The sequence below is a fragment of the Pigmentibacter sp. JX0631 genome (assembly GCF_029873255.1).
Classification (GTDB): Bacteria; Bdellovibrionota_B; Oligoflexia; order Silvanigrellales; family Silvanigrellaceae; genus Silvanigrella.
On record NZ_CP123622.1, the window covers coordinates 2580721 to 2597078 of the forward strand.

Below are 16358 nucleotides of genomic sequence, written 5' to 3' on the forward strand. Positions count from 1 at the left end.
ATGCATTAATAAAACTTCTTTAATTTTTGTGCCGTTGGTTTTCAACTACAGATATACTTGGAAGATGATCATATTGTCGCATCATTTCTAAATTCTTTTCATGAAGAGCCATATGACCTTTTTGAATACCTTCACAGCCTAAAGCACGTATTGCTGATAAATTTTGCGCTAAACCAACACTGGCAATTATTGCAGATAATTCCGATGCCGTAGGTGAACCAAGCAATTTTAAACACGCAGTTGCTGCAGGGTGAAGCTTTGTTACTCCGCCTACCGTACCAACAGCAATTGGGAGTTCAATTTCACCTTGTAAGCGACGGGCTGAGTTTATAAACCATTTTGTCAGTGGTTTATAAACCCCTGTTAGGGATGCATAAGCATGACAACCAGCTTCCACTGCTCTCCAGTCATTTCCTGTTGCGATGACAACAGGATCTATTCCATTCATAATTCCCTTATTATGAGTAGCTGCTCTAAAAGGATCTAAATCAGCAAATTCCCATACTGAGCAAATTCTTTTTGCAGCTTCTTCACCAGAATATCCATCACGTTCTAAAGCTGAAAATTCAATTTCACATTTTACTTTTGTAATCCTGTGTGTAGTTAAGTTAGTTAAAATTTTGGATCCAACTGAGCAGGGAATAAGTTCTGGTAATTTTCTTCCTATTTCTTCGGCAATACTATTTACTATATTTGCGCCCATTGCTTCTTTAGTATCAACATTTACATGTAAAACAAAATAACCGAGTTTATTTAAACTTCTTAACTCTACACTTTTTACCCCACCACCTCTTTCTATTAATCTAGGATGGCATTTTTGAGCTATTTCTATAAGTTTATCTTTTAGAAATTCATGAAAAAGGACTGAAATATTTAAACTCGGGGCAACAATGAATTGAATTTGACAAGTTGCAATAGTTTCAGTGGGTCTTGACGAAAATCCACCACAGGTTCTAGCTAGTTTTGCTCCAAAACTAGCTGCCGCTACAACGCTGGATTCTTCTACTGCCATAGGGATAAAAATTTCTTTTCCATCAATTAAAAAATTTGTTGCAATTCCTAAAGGTAACGTAAAACCACCGATACAGTTTTCAATAAATTTTTCTGCTTGGTCTATATTTAAAGCGCCTGAATTGTTTAAAATAGAAGCGTCTTCGTGGCTTAAAATATTTCTTGTCGTTAAGGCAAGAGAGCGTTGTTTTGCAGTCATTTGTGCAAAGTTAGGAATTCTACTAGAAGCAAGTGGATGTTGTTGTTTTGAAGCTTGATGAACTGAATTTTCTGCAGTATCAGCTACTTGAGAATTTTTTCGGGAAAGAACCTGCTGTTTGTCTTTTCTCATTTTAGTGCCCTTAGCATGAAGTTATTCCTGCGATTCTTGAACTCAATTCTTTTAAAGTTCTTGCTCCTGAACAAAACATAGTAATTGAAAGAGCTTTTTGAAAAAACTGCAGTTCTTTTTCTACTGACTCTAACGGGGTGCAGCCATTTTCATTTGAAATAGCGGCCTTGAATAATGGCAAACCTACCCCCGCCATCGTTGCTCCCAGAGCTACAGCTTTTGCAACTTGCAGACCATTGCGAATACCACCAGTTGCCACTAAGGGGATATTGTATCCAAGATCTTTTTTGAGTCTAGAACATGCCAATAATGACTCATCTGTTCTTAACCCCCAGTTGCGAAATAATTCGCCAAGGCGTTGTCCATCCTGTTGGGATCTTAGACCTTCGATATATCCCCAACTTGTTCCGCCTTTACCTCCCACATCTACGCTAGCGACTCCAGCTGAAACAAGTTTCTTGAAAGTTTCAGGAGCTATTCCAGATCCAACTTCTTTAATAATGAGGGGGACGGAAATTACTTTTACAATATTTTCAATTTTATTTAATAAATTAGAAAAGTTTCGTTCACCTTCTGGTTGGATACATTCTTGCAAAGCATTCAAATGCAAAGCAAATGCATTTAATTGTAGTTTATCTATAAGTCTTTGAATGTCTTCAATTTTAATGCCGTAATTGAGACTTACCGCCCCTAAGTTTCCGATTAAAAATAAGTTTGGAGCGACTTTCCGCACATCAAACAATTTCTGAAATTTTGAATCAGATAGCATCATTTTTTGTGAACCTAGTCCCATAGGAATGTTATATTTTTGAGCAGCCAAAGCTAAAGCTTCATTTATTTCTTGCCCCTTTGCAACTCCCCCAGTCATTCCAGTAATAAGCATTGGTAAAGAGAACGTTTTCCCAAGGAAATTTTGTGATGTACTAACTTCATTGAAATGAAATTCAGGCAAAGCTTCAGGTGTGAAGAAGTATTGAGAAAAGTTTTCTCCAATAGACTCAACATCTTTTGTTTGACAGATCGTAATATGATCATTTTTTCGGCTGATCATTAACTCTGGTGTATCTTCAATTGTAGTTAAAACATGAGAACTGTTAGGTTTTTCTTCTTTAGACAAAATTTAGGGCTCCTCAGCTAGTTTTAATTGAGGGTTATTCATTCACCTTTCAATGGCTTACCAATATGAATAGTTACAATCAAGAGAAACAAAAGAAAAAGCTTTAATCATCAATTTTATCTGACGATATACAACAATGACGGGGTTTGACTATTTATTTCGGGTATTTTAAAATTAACTAAGTCATCTCGTTAAGTTAATTGGAGGCAAAAATGAGCTCCAAATTGGATCAAAATGCTCTTTGGATGACAGGTTTAAATCCAACACAATTTTTTCATGAAATGGTTGTTGAAGCACAGGAAAGACAAGGGCTTAAATTAACAGAGAATGTTGAGTTTTATATAGTCAATTTGTTGTGTGCTTACGTCCGAAGTACGGAGACAGATGATACTGAGGATTGTTTAGTTTTAATATTAAAAAAAGCACTTGAGAGTCCTCATAATGAAAAAATAGCATTATATAAAAAACTTGCTGATACAGCGTTATATTTCTCAGGTTTTTTTCAAGAATATTTTAATAGGAAAAGTTTTAATATTAAATACTATGTAAATATGGGTGAATCTGCTTATAGTGAGTTGTCTAATTTATTAAAAGGAAAAACTACATATCAAGAAACAATGTCCAAAATTTATTATGAAATGAGTTGTAGCTTTAATATCGCAGTAGATATTTTACTTGATATTTCAGAACAAACAACACAATCGGGACATGAAAGATCTTTGTTAAGCATTTACGATGCTTGGTTAAATACAAATAGTGCAAAACTAGAAAAAGAATTATATTTAAGAGGAGTAACTCCTATAAAAGTTTCAACTCGCAAGGTTTAGTAAATGAAAATAAGGGATAAATCTAAACTTTTCGCAAGTTGCAATCACTTAGTAAGTATACTGTCAGGTTATTATAATTTTTACAACAAAGAACCTATTGATGATTATTTAATTTCTTCTCCTTCAAATGATTTGCTTGCAAATTGTGGTCAGACACTATTTGAAGAAAATGCGGAAAGTAATGAATTATTTATTGGAATTCAATTTGGTAATTACATCATTGATGAAATTGAAAACAATGAGTTTATATCCTTAAATTCTTTAGCTGTTATTTCAGAAGAAATAAGCCACTTTAAAATAATTATTGATACTGTAGTTTTAAATTCAAATATATCTAAACTTGAGATAGAAATGTTAGGTGAAATTGATCGTTTTATTTGTTTAATGCATTGGAATCAATTGAAAATACATCCAAAATTAACAAACAATTGGAAAAATTTACATGACATTTGTGATTTAGTTTTTCAAGGTGATAGATTTATTAATGAAGATAATATATATAGAGAAGCTGAAGGTCTTGCTTTTAAACATTTAAAATCTGCTTTTACTAATAATTGGGATTCTAGTTACTTTGATTTTTCAAAAATAGACACGCAAGCAAAAGATTATTTATCAAAACTTAGAGAAAAGTTACTTAAAATAAAATTTTAATTTTTCGTTAATGCATATTTCTAGAAATATCTTCCTCAAGATCTTGTGTTTCAGGATATTTATTTTGTCTATGCATTTCTTTTTTCCAAGCAAACCAAGCAAGGGATTCTTCTTCTAACCAATTAAACTTTTCTTTGTATTCCAACGGAATTAAAAATTCACAGAATTTTTTGGCTTCTTCGCAAGAAGCATTAGGATTTTCTTCAGTCCATAAACGAAATTGTTCTTTAAATACATTTTTATCAAACATTTTATTCACGCCTTTTTAAGCTGAATCTATTAGATTCCTGTTTAGTTTTCAGGAATCAAGAGATCTTTCGGACAAAAGTCAGTATACTTAACTTAAAAATTAGCATTCCCAAGTTCTTCTCAAAATTCTTGATATTTGTTAAACTAATAGCACATTGATAGGAGGAATGATGAATCGTATATCAATAGAATCAAAGTTTGTTACTAACGACTTTCTTTTTGAATTAAAAAGAGCAAAAGAGCTAAATATACCAGAAGAACTCTATCGCTATTTGCTTGAAGTTGAATACCCTTGGCAAGCTCTAGGAAAACCTCTGACTAAATTTATTGAAAATTGTATTCAAAAAATACCACCGGAACAAAGAATTAAGGGGACGGTGAGTGAACATGCTTTTTTAGAAAAAAAAGAATTAATTGTAGTAGCTGAAGGGGCTGTTGTTGAAGCTGGGGCGTTCATTTCAGGCCCGACTTATATAGGCCCTGAAGCTATAATTCGGCATGGAGCATATGTCCGAGGTTCTGTTTATATAGCTCAATCTGCTATTGTAGGGCATACAACCGAATGTAAAGGAAGTATTTTAATGCCACATGCAAAAGCAGCTCATTTTAATTATGTAGGTGATTCTTTGCTTGGGGTTGATACAAATTTAGGAGCAGGCACTAAATTAGCAAATTTAAAAATGAATCATAAAAATATTATTTTAGCATTAGATAATAAAAAAATAGACTCTGGTTTAAAAAAATTTGGAGCTGTTCTTGGAAATAGAGCTCAAACTGGGTGTAATTCGGTAACAAACCCAGGTACAATTATGCTTCCAGAAACCGTTCTATTACCAAATCATACGGCCTTAGGGGTAATAAGGCGTTAAGAAGACTATGTTTTACTAAATTTACTATTCAATATACCGATCTGAAGGTTGCGCTTTTTGCAAGGAGCAACCATGCGAATTCTTGGTCAAATAATTCCTGTGCTATTTTTGGTTATTGCTTGTGCCAAAACTGGAGGAGTTCCTGACTCAGGAATGAATATTTCTAGAGACGTAGTAGCTTCTAGTTTTCCAAAAGAAATTATTGAATTAAATAAAACAATAGATATTCGTTATGATTCTGTTGGAAAAGGATTTAATAGTATAACGGGAACAACAACAGAACGATGTTTTGAAAATGATGTTGTGCAGTATATTGAAGCTCCTGTGTCGATTATTTCATATGAAGAAAATTTATCTTCTAGCCAAATTCTAAATAAAATTGGTACGGGTATAAATTTAAATATTCCACTTGAAATTTCTGGAGTTCCATTAACTCTTACGCCAGAAATAAATTATGCTAGAGACTCATCAATAACAGATTTATCAAAAACTTCTCACTTAATAATTGAAATAAAAAAAGGATACAATCAAATATCATTAAAAGATAATTCAAATTCTTATATAATTAAAGATAATTATTATAAATATTTGAAACAAAACTCGGGTGATTTTTTTAATTTTTGTGGTGATGAAATTATTGTTAAACAATATTTAAAAGCTCAACTATTCATAACTGCAAAATATACTTTTTCAGATATTAAAGTTAAACAAGAATTTGAGAGTGTTATTGGTGCTAGTTTACCTAATCCTTTTCTTTTTTTTGCAAAAAAAGAAATTACAGAAGAGCCTTTGCCATCTGCTAATACAAATAATGGTTCGCAAATTGAAGTTAAACAAAGCAAATTATCTTCATTTATTTCTTTTGCAAAAAATATGTATAATAGCTTTGTTGGCAGTAAGGGTGGAGGACTCTCTCCTGAAATTAAAACAAAATTAAGTAAAATAAATCAAAAAACACTAGAAAACATAAGTTTAAGTATAAAAGCAATACAGTTGGGAGGAAATCCTAAAAAATTGCCTACAATTCTTGTATCTGCATGTAATCTATCAGATATAAAAACATGTGATTCGATTTTTAAAACTATCCAAAATTATGCTGCGAATAACTTTCCCGATCAGCTTTTAGAGGATCAAAATTTAAACCAAAAAAATCTTGGTAGTAAATTTTATCCAAGTGAATTTGAAAAAGTTTTATATAGTGCATTACCTGTTTTTACTAAAGATAATCTTAGTGTAGGACAAGAAATCGCAAAATATTCAGATAGTAGTGTAGAGTTTTCAAAATTTAAATCAATTTTAAAAAATGATATTAATGAAAGCTTTTCTGGTTACTTAGCAGCTCAAGAGATTAAATCAGCAAAAAGCTTTAATATACTAGCAAAAGATGAAATAAATTTAGTGCATACAACAGCAACTTTAGCAGAAAATAATTTATTTAATTTATTGCGCTTTGTAAATCAATGTTATTTTGATAAAATAAAATGTCAAAATGAATATTTAAATAATAAGAGTGCTTATTACCAAAATATCGAGAAAAGTTTTAATGATATAAGAGCTTGGAAACTCCTTGCTTTTACTTCAGCAAATTGGCAACCGGTAAGATATATATTAGGAGCTTTTAATTCAGATAGAATTACACAAGATTTCTTTGTTAATTCTAGCTTTCAAGGATATTCTTTATTTTTTTTCAAATATTTAGACAAAGACAGAAATAAAATAACAATAGATAAATTACCAAATGTAAACTTAGCTACATCATTCCGCTGCCATGCTTGGTTAAGCGATGCGTTAGGACAAGTTTGGTTGCATGAAGTGAATCCTAATATTGTATTTCCAATTACTGAGCATTTAACAAATATATGTGGCACAAAAGCTTCTTTTTCAGGATCGTTTAATAGCGATTTAGGAAAATTAAGTCAATTTTTTCTTGAAATATGGGCTCAATAAAATTTCTGTTATTTTCTGTCACTGAAAAATAAAATTAAATGGGAAGTAAAGCAAAAAAAAATAAGAGTTTAATCAAGACAATAATAATTTATCTTTTTTTAATTACTTTAATTTATTAATAAGGAAAAATAATATAAGAATTTATTTAATATTTATATATTGAAAAATTTCTTTTTTTAGATTACTAAAATTTATCAAGGAATCATAAAGAAAAGCATCAGACCCGTACTAACAAGGAGTGTTAATGTATGAAAAATGCAAGGATATGCATTACGTCGAGTATTTTTTTATTATTTGGCTGCGGAAAGGAGCAAAAATATTTTCAAGAAGAAAAACAAAATTTTCTAAGTTCACATCGATCTTCTATTAAAAATAAATTTAGTGATCTTATGAACGATCTAAACGATAAAATTGATGATAGAACTGACTCAATAGGTCGAGGCTACAATAGTATTACTGGATTAGTAGCTGAAAGATGTTTTGAAAATGATACCTACAACTTCATTTATGAGCCATCATCAAAAATTGCTTACGAGGAAAATCTTACTAGTGAGCAGTTACTTGGAAAATTAGGTATTGGAGTAAATGCTACTATTCCTATCCAAGCTTCAGGTGTACCAATAACTCTTTCTCCAGAAGTAAAATATTCTATGGAATCAGCGGTTAATAGTTTATCAAGATCATCTAGTATTACAATCGAAGTCATCAGAGGACATAATAAACTTTCTATTAAAGACTCTTCTTTTTTAAAATTGAGGAATGAGCACTATACAATTTTAAGAAATAGTAAAACAGATTTTTTTAACTCTTGTGGTGATGAGTTTATAATTAAGCAAAATATCAAAGCTCAATTAATTATAACTGCTAAATTTATATTTTCTGATACTAAAACAAAATCAGAATTTGAATCTGTTATGGGAGCTTCAATGCCAGTGCCATTTAATTTAGGTGGTAAAAACACGGAAGCAAGTACCTCAGCTTATGGAAATGAATTAAGGGAACCAGTGGTCGAAGCAATTAAAAAAACTAAAATTAGAAATAGAATAGCAGATCCTTTATTAAATGATTTTAACGATGTAAGTGAATTATATTCAGAATTATCAAATTCAAATAACTTAAAAAATAATAAAATTAATTTGACAATAGATGAGTTAAAAGATGTTTTATCTAGCGCTGACAATGGTTCTAATATGAAAGGAATGTCTCCTGAATTAAAAATAAAAGTGAATCAAATGTCTGATGAATTAAAGAAAAATATCAGTATTTCAATTAAAGCAATTCAGTTAGGTGGAGATCCTGAAAAACTTCCAGTACTATTGTCTGCAAATTGCAAATTGAGTGATCCAGGTGCATGTGATTCTTTATTTACTACCATTCAAAATTATGCAGCCAAAGATTTTCCTGAACAATTAAAAAGTAGTACTACTGATCCTAGTGATAAAAATAATAATAAAAAATATTACTTAGCAGACACTGAAAAATCTTTATATGGAAATGTAACTATTACAGATCCCTCTGGAAGTAACATAAGTAAAGAAATTTTAAAGCTCACTAGTCAAACATTAGAAATTTCAAAATTTAAATTGCAAATTAGAAAAGACTTAAGGCAAAATTTTCAAAACTATATTCGAGCACAAGATATTCAAAATAGTATAGCATATAAGCATTTAGCAACGGATGAAATTGCGGCGGTTATCGAGACGAAAGAAAATTCTGAAAATTATTTATATACTTTATTTCGTTTTATGAATTCATGCTTTTTAGATATAGCGCACTGTCAAAAAAACTATTCTAGTAATAATTCATTAATTGTAAATAAGCAAAATCCTATTTTTGATGACATCAAAACTTGGAGTTTAGTTGCCTTGAGTCAGGCAGAATGGAAAAAACCAAGATATTTTGGACCTTTCTTTCGATCCGATAGAATAAGTAGCGATTTTTTTGAAACTTTTCAATTACGAGGCTATTCCAATTTTATGATTAAGTATTTGGATATGCACAGGAATAAAATAACTCCCGACAAATTTCCAGTCTTAAATCTAAGTTCAACATTAAGATGCACAACTTGGTTTTTTGATTCCTTTGGTAAAATATGGTTTCAAAATTTATTACCGAATAAAACTTATCCTGTGACTGATTCTATGATCAGTCAATGTAGAGGAAAGAAATTATTTGCAAGTACAAGAAATTCAGATTTAGAAAAATTAGGTGTATTTAATTATGAAATTTGGGCTGAATAATTACTTTGACGTTTTTTGAATTGACATCAATTTTTAATTTTTTTATAAATGTTATTAGTTATTTATAAAAAAATAAGGTCTCAAATGCAAATCTCTTTTTTTGTTAAGCTTAGTTTATTTGTGAGTTTGAATTGCTATGCTGATGTCTTCAAGGAAATGCAATTTGTAACTGAAAATAATCCTCCTTATGTGGTCGTAAATGAAGATCATTCCTTAAGTGGTGAAATTGGTTCAAAAGTTGTCAATGCATTTCAAAAATTAAAATTAGATCCTAAAAAAATTGAAGTTCTTCAATGGACAAGGGCTCTTTTAACAGCCAGAACCAATAAAAATGTAATGCTATTTCCAGTTGCGAAAACGTTTGAACGTTTGGAATATTTAGATTTTGCTATAAAGGTTTATGAGCAAAAATTGTATTTTTATAAATTGAAAAAAAACACAAATATAAAACTGACAAAATTTGATGACGCAAAAAAATACTCAATATGTGTAGTAAGGGATACAAATACACATGAGAGTTTGAAATATGAAAAATTTACTAATTTTGAAGAAACAACACATTACTCGAATAATATTGAGAAATTTTTAAACAATCGCTGTCAATTGATCATTTTAAGTGATCGAACAGTGAAAGAAAAGATTAAAGAATTTAATGCATCACTTGATGACCTAGAACAATTAATTGAAGCTGATAAAATAGATGGGAATATGTATGTCACATTTAGTAAAGGCACAAATCCCAGTGTTATCAAAAAGTTTAAAAAAGCATTTAATACAAATTGAAATATCATTTTCTAATCTGAAAATTATTCAATAGAAACTTAAAGATAAAATTGTTTTTATTTATTTTTAATAAAAACAATTATTTATATAATACCTTATAAACTATAAGAAAATTTTGTTAAAATTATTTATAAAATTTATTGATTTTTATAAAAAAATATTTATTATTTGGTTATGGAGACAAACCTATAAAATAGTTTGGGGTTTTTATGAAAAATATTCATAAATTTTTTTCTGTATTATGCTTTATACCTATCGTATTTTCTGGGTGCGGAAAGCAAAAAAAAGTTGAAGATGAAAAATTAAAGAATATCAATCAAAGTTACTTTAGCCTAGATAAAAATCAGGCAGGTATGATGCAAGGTATTCATTATATGGGAGTTACACTAGCAGAAAATTGCTTTTTAAAGAAAGACATAATCTATCCAAGTAATATTGAAAAAATATTAGTAAGTTATATTGATGATTTACGAGATGATGAAATAAGGCAAAAATTAAATATTGGTACAGACATAAAATTACCAGGAGAATTAATAGATATTGCTGCAGGAATGAATTATTCAAAAAATGCAGCTGTAAATAAATTAAGTCGTTCTACTACTTATCATGCTTACGTTAGATTAGGTGAAAGCAAGATAGACACATCGCATGAAAATAATTTTACTTTAAAACCTAGCTACGATCATTTTTTTAATAATGAAGGAGATTTAATTAATCCTTATAATTTTATTAAAAAATGTGGGGATGAATTAGTCACTTCGCAAGTTTATTCTTCAAAGCTCATGATTACTATTAAACTTAATTTTGATTCGGTAAAAGCATTAAAGGAGTTTAATGCAAATATTGGCGGTGTATTAAATGCTTTTATTTTAGAAGGGGTAGAAGTTGGGCCAACAGTTAAACTTAATCAATTGAAAGAAAGTACCAGAAAACAAATTAAGTTAGAATTGCACGGAATTCAAATTGGTGGGCAACCTGAGGATATGATGAAAGTCATTTCAACTCATAATTCTTGTCGCCTTGATAACTTAAAAGAATGTAATTTAATTTTTCAAAGATTAAATAAATATATTTCAGAGGATTATAAACAACAACTTGATGAAGATGATATGTCAACATGGGCAATAGAAAGTTCAAAAACAACTTCCTATGATAAAATGAGTATTTTAAATAGTAAATCTAAATATTTAAAGTTTAATTGGACAAGTGATATCAAAGATTCAATTAATCTTAGTATTTTGAAATCCGATTTATCTACTAGAATAGCAAAAGAATTTGCTAATTATTCAATAGCTACTTCTATAATTAATAATAGCAATTTAGCAACTGATGAAAAAAATGAATTAGAAGAGATTATTAGAAAAACCAAGAAAAATATATCTGTTTTAAGAAATTACTCAGCTTTATGCTATTCAGATTTAAAAAGTTGCTTATTAAATAAAGAATCTGGTTTTCAAGAATATTTAGAAAGTTATGATGAATATTATCTTAAGCCAAATATTGGTAGATTAATTAGTAAAATACGTTCTGATAGCCTCCCTTCTGAGGGGCAAAAAAATAGATCTTCCAGTGACTTTATAAATTTAAAGGCTGTAATAGAAGATAGAAAATTTAATAGTGTTTATTTTAAAATTAAAACAATTGATAACATGTTAATTCGTGATAAATCTGTACGGTTTAATTTAATGTGTAATAAGCCATGGTACCGTGGTGATGATCCTATAATTGTAGCAAGCGCTTTTAATGACTATGAAGTTACTATTGATACTTTAGAGCTAAATTATAGTAGAATTTGTGGAAATGATGAAATGGTATATGTGGCAAGTCCAAAAAATATGAATCATTCTGATTTCATGGTTGAATTTTGGGGGAAAGAATAAATTTTTAAAGAAAAATATTTAAATTTATTCTTTCGATTTTTCTTCCATTCTAATTATAAATATTTTTTTCATAATAAAACACTATTTATTTAATAGTTATTTCTCAATAATAGTAACTTTATATGCTTACCAAAAATAATCCTAAAATTTATTAACTAAAGTTAGAATATTTTTCTTGCAATTTGTAGAATTAAATTTATTATCCTCAAAATACTTGTTGGTCAGTTAACAAAATGATTATTAGAGGTCTTTTATGCAAAAACGTTATACTATTTTGCCAATTTGTTCTTTTATTGCTATTTCATTTTATTCTTGTGGAAAAAAAGAAAATTTTTCAAGTGCCCCTAAAAATCAATTAGCGGTTACACAAAACCTTTCAAACAGCAGTATGCAAGAAAAAGATTTTTTAGATTATGAAAATGGAAAAGATGACGATGCTACAGTAGACGAGCAAAGTTTTATTCCTACAACAGGAGCAACTGCAAACTCAATATTGCAAGGTTTTAATAAAATGGGATATTCATTTACTGACACCTGTGTAGAAAGTGATGCTATCTTATTTCCTAAATCTATTGAAAAAACTGCAATTAGTTTGTCAGATAATATGAAAGAAGAAGATTTCAGAACAGCTTTAAATGTAGGTGTTTCAGCTACTGTACCAGTAAAAGGAATAGAATTATCACCAGAAATAAAATATTCCCGTGAAGCAGCAAGCTCTAGACTCAGCCGCACTACCACATATTCTGTTTATGTTAGATTAGGAGAAGCAAAAGTTTCTAACACGAAGGAAAGTAAATTAACTTTGAAACCTTTTGCATATAGTTACTTTAACAATGACAGTAAATTAAACGATCCCTTCAATTTTATTAAAAAATGTGGAGATGAAGTAGTAGTTTCACAAAAATTGTCAGCTAAACTTCTTATAACTTTAAAATTAAATTTTGATTCACAGAAAACTTTAAACACTGTTGAAGGAAAATTAGGGTTAGCACAAAATATTCTATCGGTAGCGGGAAAGATAGGTATTAATACAAATGTTAAATATTTAGATGATGAAACTAAAAAAGGCATGCATCTAAATTTATATGCTGTTCAGCTAGGTGGAAATCCTGTTAATTTAACTGAAATTTTGAGTATGAAGACATCTTGTGAGATTTCCAAAATTGAAGAGTGTCAAAATACAATTAATCAATTGAATAAATATATTTCTGAAGATTTTAGTAAACAACTTAGTCCAAATAATCCAGACTCTTGGGTAGTAGAGTCTTCTCAAACAATGCCTTATGATGAATTAAATATATTAGACCCAAGTGGTAAATTCTTTAATTTTAATTGGATAGAAAATTATAATGATTCTTTAAATTACTCAAAGTTAAAAAATATTATTCATCAAGCTATTTCAAGAGAAGTAAATAATTACTCAATTGCGAATTCTATATTAGAATCCACAAATTTAGCAATTGATGAGAGAAATAATTTGAAAGAAATTTTAGATAAGTCTGAAATAAATATTGATTCTTTAAGAAATTTCTCAAAAGAATGTCATAAAAATTTAATTGAATGTTTAAGTAACTATAAAGAAAAAATAAGTCATATACTACTTGATTATGATGAAAGTTTTTTAAAGCCAAACATAGGTTCTTTAATAGCTAAAACAAAATCAGGAAGATATCCTTTGCCTGGACAACAAAAAAGATCTTCTGTAGACTTTCTTGACTTTAAAAGTATTGTTGATAGCGGAAAGTATTCTAGCGTTTATTTTCGCTTAAAAACATTAGATAATAAGTTAGTTTTAAATCAAAATATTAGATTCGATTTAATGTGTAATAAACCTTGGTATCGTGGCTTTGATCCAGTTATTTTTGCTGGCGTATATGCTGGTTATGAAATTCTTACAAATACGATACAAGCTAATCATTCTTCCTTATGTTCAGGTATTGAATTAGGTTACGTAGCAAGCCCCAGAAATGTTCCTTATTCTGATTTTATTGTTGAAGTTTGGGGACGAGATTAAAACTTTTTCAATAATTAGAAGTGAAAGGTTAATATAAAATGAATTTAGAATTATACTCTAAAAAATTGGATAGTGACGGTGTTGTAGTTATTCCTAATGTTTTTTCTTCAAATCTTCTTAAATTATTTGAAAGTGCTGCTTTAGAAAGATTTGCTGATGTAAAAAATATCGTTCAAAATTCAAATCCACAAATACGTGAATATATTACAGCATTTGATAAAATATATTACAACAAAAAAAAATATTACAATGACCTAAATAATGAAAAAATTATCGAACTTGCCAAAGGTAGATATGATTATTCATTAAATACTTCTGAGGGAATATTTGCAACAGAAGAATTTTTAAATCCAGAACCTATTCATAGTTTAATGGAAATGAAATTAAAAACACAGTACAGCCAACATGCAGGAGTCGTGCCGGCAATCCCTAATTCTGATAATGGCCCATGGCACAGAGATATTTATCCTTTTTTTGACAAGGGAGAAGGAAGCGAAGATAATTATGATGACTCTATTGAAGTAAAATTAATGCCGCCATTTTATTATACTTTGCTTATACCATTAGAAAATATAAATGTGCAAAATGGTTCGACTGAATTTATTTTATCTTCACATAAAAAATCTTTTAATGAATGTGTTGATTTACCAAAATTTCAGACGGAAGTACAAGCGGGATCTGTCTTGTTGTTTGATGGAAGAATATTTCATCGCGGAAGAGAAAATAAATCAATAGATCCTCGCATGGTGATTTATAAAGTGTATCACAAAAACTGGTATAATGATTACTAAGAAAAACTAAAAAATAAAAAAATTAAATACGGAAGTCTGGAGATATATGCCTCAGTCATTTAAGATTATGATTGTTGTTACATTAGCTTTGTTTACTGATGGCCTATTTTATGGGCTGTTAATTCCCTTGCTCCCTTTTTCACCCGCACAGCTTTCTGCTGATTGGATGTATGAAATATTAAGTGCAAGCTATGCTTTAGGCGTTATCATGTTTACATTTTTAATTGGTTTTTTGTCTGATAGATTTGGCAGACGGGTACCAATGTTATTAAGCGTGATAATTCAATTTGTTGCGTTAGGTATTTTTGCATTCTCGCATCATTTTGTTTACTTAGTGATTGCCAAATTTGCCCAAGGAATTGCAGCTTCTACTACTTGGACTTCCGGTTTGGCATTTATAACTGATCATTTTTCAATGAAAAGAGCACAAATGCTTGGTTATGCATTACTCGGTAACACAATTGGTTTACTTATTGGTCCTTTGTTAGGCGGTTTTTTCTTTGAAAAGTTTAATTATCAATTTCCTTTTTTAATTTTAGCTGGGTTTATGGTTTGTGATTTGTTCTGTAGATTTCATTGGATTAAAAATACTCAGATAAAAGAAACAATTCCAATAAAAGAAATTATTTCGCTCTCAAAGGACAAAACCATATTACTTTCATCAGCCGTGATTGGCATGGTCGCATGGTGCTGGTGTGTTTTAGAACCCCTATATCCTATTTTTTTGAAAAACACTGCTTCTGCAAATCCCACTCAAATTGGAGCTTTATTTTCAATTAGCTGTTTAATTTATGGAATAAGTTGTCCTTTCATTGGTGCAATTACAGATAAGTTTCATCCCATAAAAGTAATGTTTGTTGGACTATTTCTTTTAGCGCTATCTATACCTATTCTGTGTCTTTCAAAAAATTTGTTAAATGCAGGTATTGCTTTATCATTTGCAAATATAGCGTATGGATTTGCGTTGAATCCTACTCTTTCTGAGCTTAGTTCTGTTGCAGATAGAAGAAATACGGGGGCGTATGCTGTTACCTATGCGATTTATAACATAGCATACTCTTTTGGAATGTTTGGGAGCAATTTAACGAACGGATTGTTAGCGCATTATTTTTCAATTCCTACAACATTTTTCTTTGTTGGAGGATTCATCATCTTTTGTCTGTTGATGTATTTAATTTGGTTAAATAAACCAAAAATATTAGAATTTTATGTGCGTCGGGGGGCTTCTAGCAATTAGGTAAAAATAAAACAGGGGATGATATTGGAACCATCCCCTGTTTTTATTTTGGAAAACTTACAATTAGCGCAATACAGCCAATAGGTCAGCTTTAAGGATGTTTTTAGCTACAAAACGACCCTTGTAGAAACCGCAAGACTCACATACTGAGTGAGGAAGTCTTGGTGCTGAACAGTTAGAACATTTAGAAAAGTTGATAGCTGTTAGAGAGTCGTGAGCACGGCGTGAGTTACGGCGAGCGCGGGAAACTTTCATCTTTGGAGTTGGCATACGAGGGTATCCTTTTATAGTAATTTCAGAAGGTTATCCCCTTTGAAATACAGTACAAAAATTTTCAAGAATAAACGGGTGTGATATTCCTGAGAAAATTTCTCCACATCACACATCACGCAAATAAAACGTCCCATCTTC

Annotated in this window: 14 protein-coding genes; 10 read left to right on the forward strand and 4 right to left on the reverse strand. The window is 29.9% G+C overall.

What is annotated here, in order from left to right; all coding sequences use genetic code 11:
- Positions 1 to 19 precede the first annotated feature (19 nt).
- Together QEJ31_RS11265 and fni are read right to left on the reverse strand one after the other, a co-directional pair.
- Positions 20 to 1342 (reverse strand): hydroxymethylglutaryl-CoA reductase, degradative, encoded by a 1323-nt coding sequence (locus QEJ31_RS11265; RefSeq protein WP_280590192.1) that lies wholly within the window; start codon positions 1340 to 1342, stop codon positions 20 to 22.
- A gap of 10 nt (positions 1343 to 1352) precedes the next feature.
- A complete protein-coding gene (gene fni, locus QEJ31_RS11270) occupies positions 1353 to 2459 on the reverse strand; it encodes a type 2 isopentenyl-diphosphate Delta-isomerase (protein ID WP_280590194.1) in 1107 nt (368 codons plus the stop codon).
- A gap of 212 nt (positions 2460 to 2671) precedes the next feature.
- On the opposite strand from fni, the gene QEJ31_RS11275 reads away from it, so the two are divergent.
- Positions 2672 to 3286 (forward strand): hypothetical protein, encoded by a 615-nt coding sequence (locus QEJ31_RS11275; protein ID WP_280590195.1) that lies wholly within the window; start codon positions 2672 to 2674, stop codon positions 3284 to 3286.
- Positions 3287 to 3289: 3 nt separating this feature from the next.
- Positions 3290 to 3937 (forward strand): hypothetical protein, encoded by a 648-nt coding sequence (locus QEJ31_RS11280; RefSeq protein WP_280590197.1) that lies wholly within the window; start codon positions 3290 to 3292, stop codon positions 3935 to 3937.
- Positions 3938 to 3944: 7 nt separating this feature from the next.
- Here QEJ31_RS11280 and QEJ31_RS11285 read toward each other — a convergent pair whose 3' ends face one another.
- Entirely contained in the window at positions 3945 to 4187 is a 243-nt protein-coding gene (locus tag QEJ31_RS11285; protein ID WP_280590199.1) for a hypothetical protein, read from the reverse strand.
- Between the two features lie 169 nt (positions 4188 to 4356).
- Here QEJ31_RS11285 and QEJ31_RS11290 point away from each other — a divergent pair, with 169 nt between their 5' ends.
- The 8 genes from QEJ31_RS11290 to QEJ31_RS11325 all read left to right on the forward strand — a co-directional run bounded on the left by QEJ31_RS11290 (position 4357) and on the right by QEJ31_RS11325 (position 15947).
- The gene (locus QEJ31_RS11290) at positions 4357 to 5055 is read left to right on the forward strand and encodes a hypothetical protein (protein ID WP_280590200.1); all 699 of its coding nucleotides are present in this window, start codon (positions 4357 to 4359) and stop codon (positions 5053 to 5055) included.
- 72 nt (positions 5056 to 5127) lie between these two features.
- Positions 5128 to 7002, forward strand: a complete 1875-nt coding sequence (locus QEJ31_RS11295; protein WP_280590202.1) for a hypothetical protein — start codon at positions 5128 to 5130, stop codon at positions 7000 to 7002.
- 248 nt (positions 7003 to 7250) lie between these two features.
- Positions 7251 to 9242 (forward strand): hypothetical protein, encoded by a 1992-nt coding sequence (locus tag QEJ31_RS11300; RefSeq protein ID WP_280590204.1) that lies wholly within the window; start codon positions 7251 to 7253, stop codon positions 9240 to 9242.
- An 84-nt stretch (positions 9243 to 9326) separates the two neighbouring features.
- The gene (locus tag QEJ31_RS11305; protein WP_280590206.1) at positions 9327 to 10025 is read left to right on the forward strand and encodes a transporter substrate-binding domain-containing protein; all 699 of its coding nucleotides are present in this window, start codon (positions 9327 to 9329) and stop codon (positions 10023 to 10025) included.
- A 209-nt stretch (positions 10026 to 10234) separates the two neighbouring features.
- Entirely contained in the window at positions 10235 to 11905 is a 1671-nt protein-coding gene (locus QEJ31_RS11310) for a hypothetical protein (protein ID WP_280590208.1), read from the forward strand.
- A gap of 253 nt (positions 11906 to 12158) precedes the next feature.
- Positions 12159 to 13919 (forward strand): hypothetical protein, encoded by a 1761-nt coding sequence (locus QEJ31_RS11315; RefSeq protein ID WP_280590210.1) that lies wholly within the window; start codon positions 12159 to 12161, stop codon positions 13917 to 13919.
- Between the two features lie 38 nt (positions 13920 to 13957).
- Positions 13958 to 14710: a phytanoyl-CoA dioxygenase family protein gene (locus QEJ31_RS11320; RefSeq protein ID WP_280590212.1), complete on the forward strand. Its 753-nt coding sequence runs from the start codon at positions 13958 to 13960 to the stop codon at positions 14708 to 14710.
- A 46-nt stretch (positions 14711 to 14756) separates the two neighbouring features.
- The gene (locus QEJ31_RS11325; RefSeq protein WP_280590213.1) at positions 14757 to 15947 is read left to right on the forward strand and encodes an MFS transporter; all 1191 of its coding nucleotides are present in this window, start codon (positions 14757 to 14759) and stop codon (positions 15945 to 15947) included.
- A 63-nt stretch (positions 15948 to 16010) separates the two neighbouring features.
- On the opposite strand, the gene rpmF is transcribed toward QEJ31_RS11325, so the two are convergent.
- Positions 16011 to 16217, reverse strand: a complete 207-nt coding sequence (gene rpmF / locus QEJ31_RS15750) for a 50S ribosomal protein L32 (protein ID WP_348524540.1) — start codon at positions 16215 to 16217, stop codon at positions 16011 to 16013.
- Between the last annotated feature and the right edge of the window lie 141 nt (positions 16218 to 16358).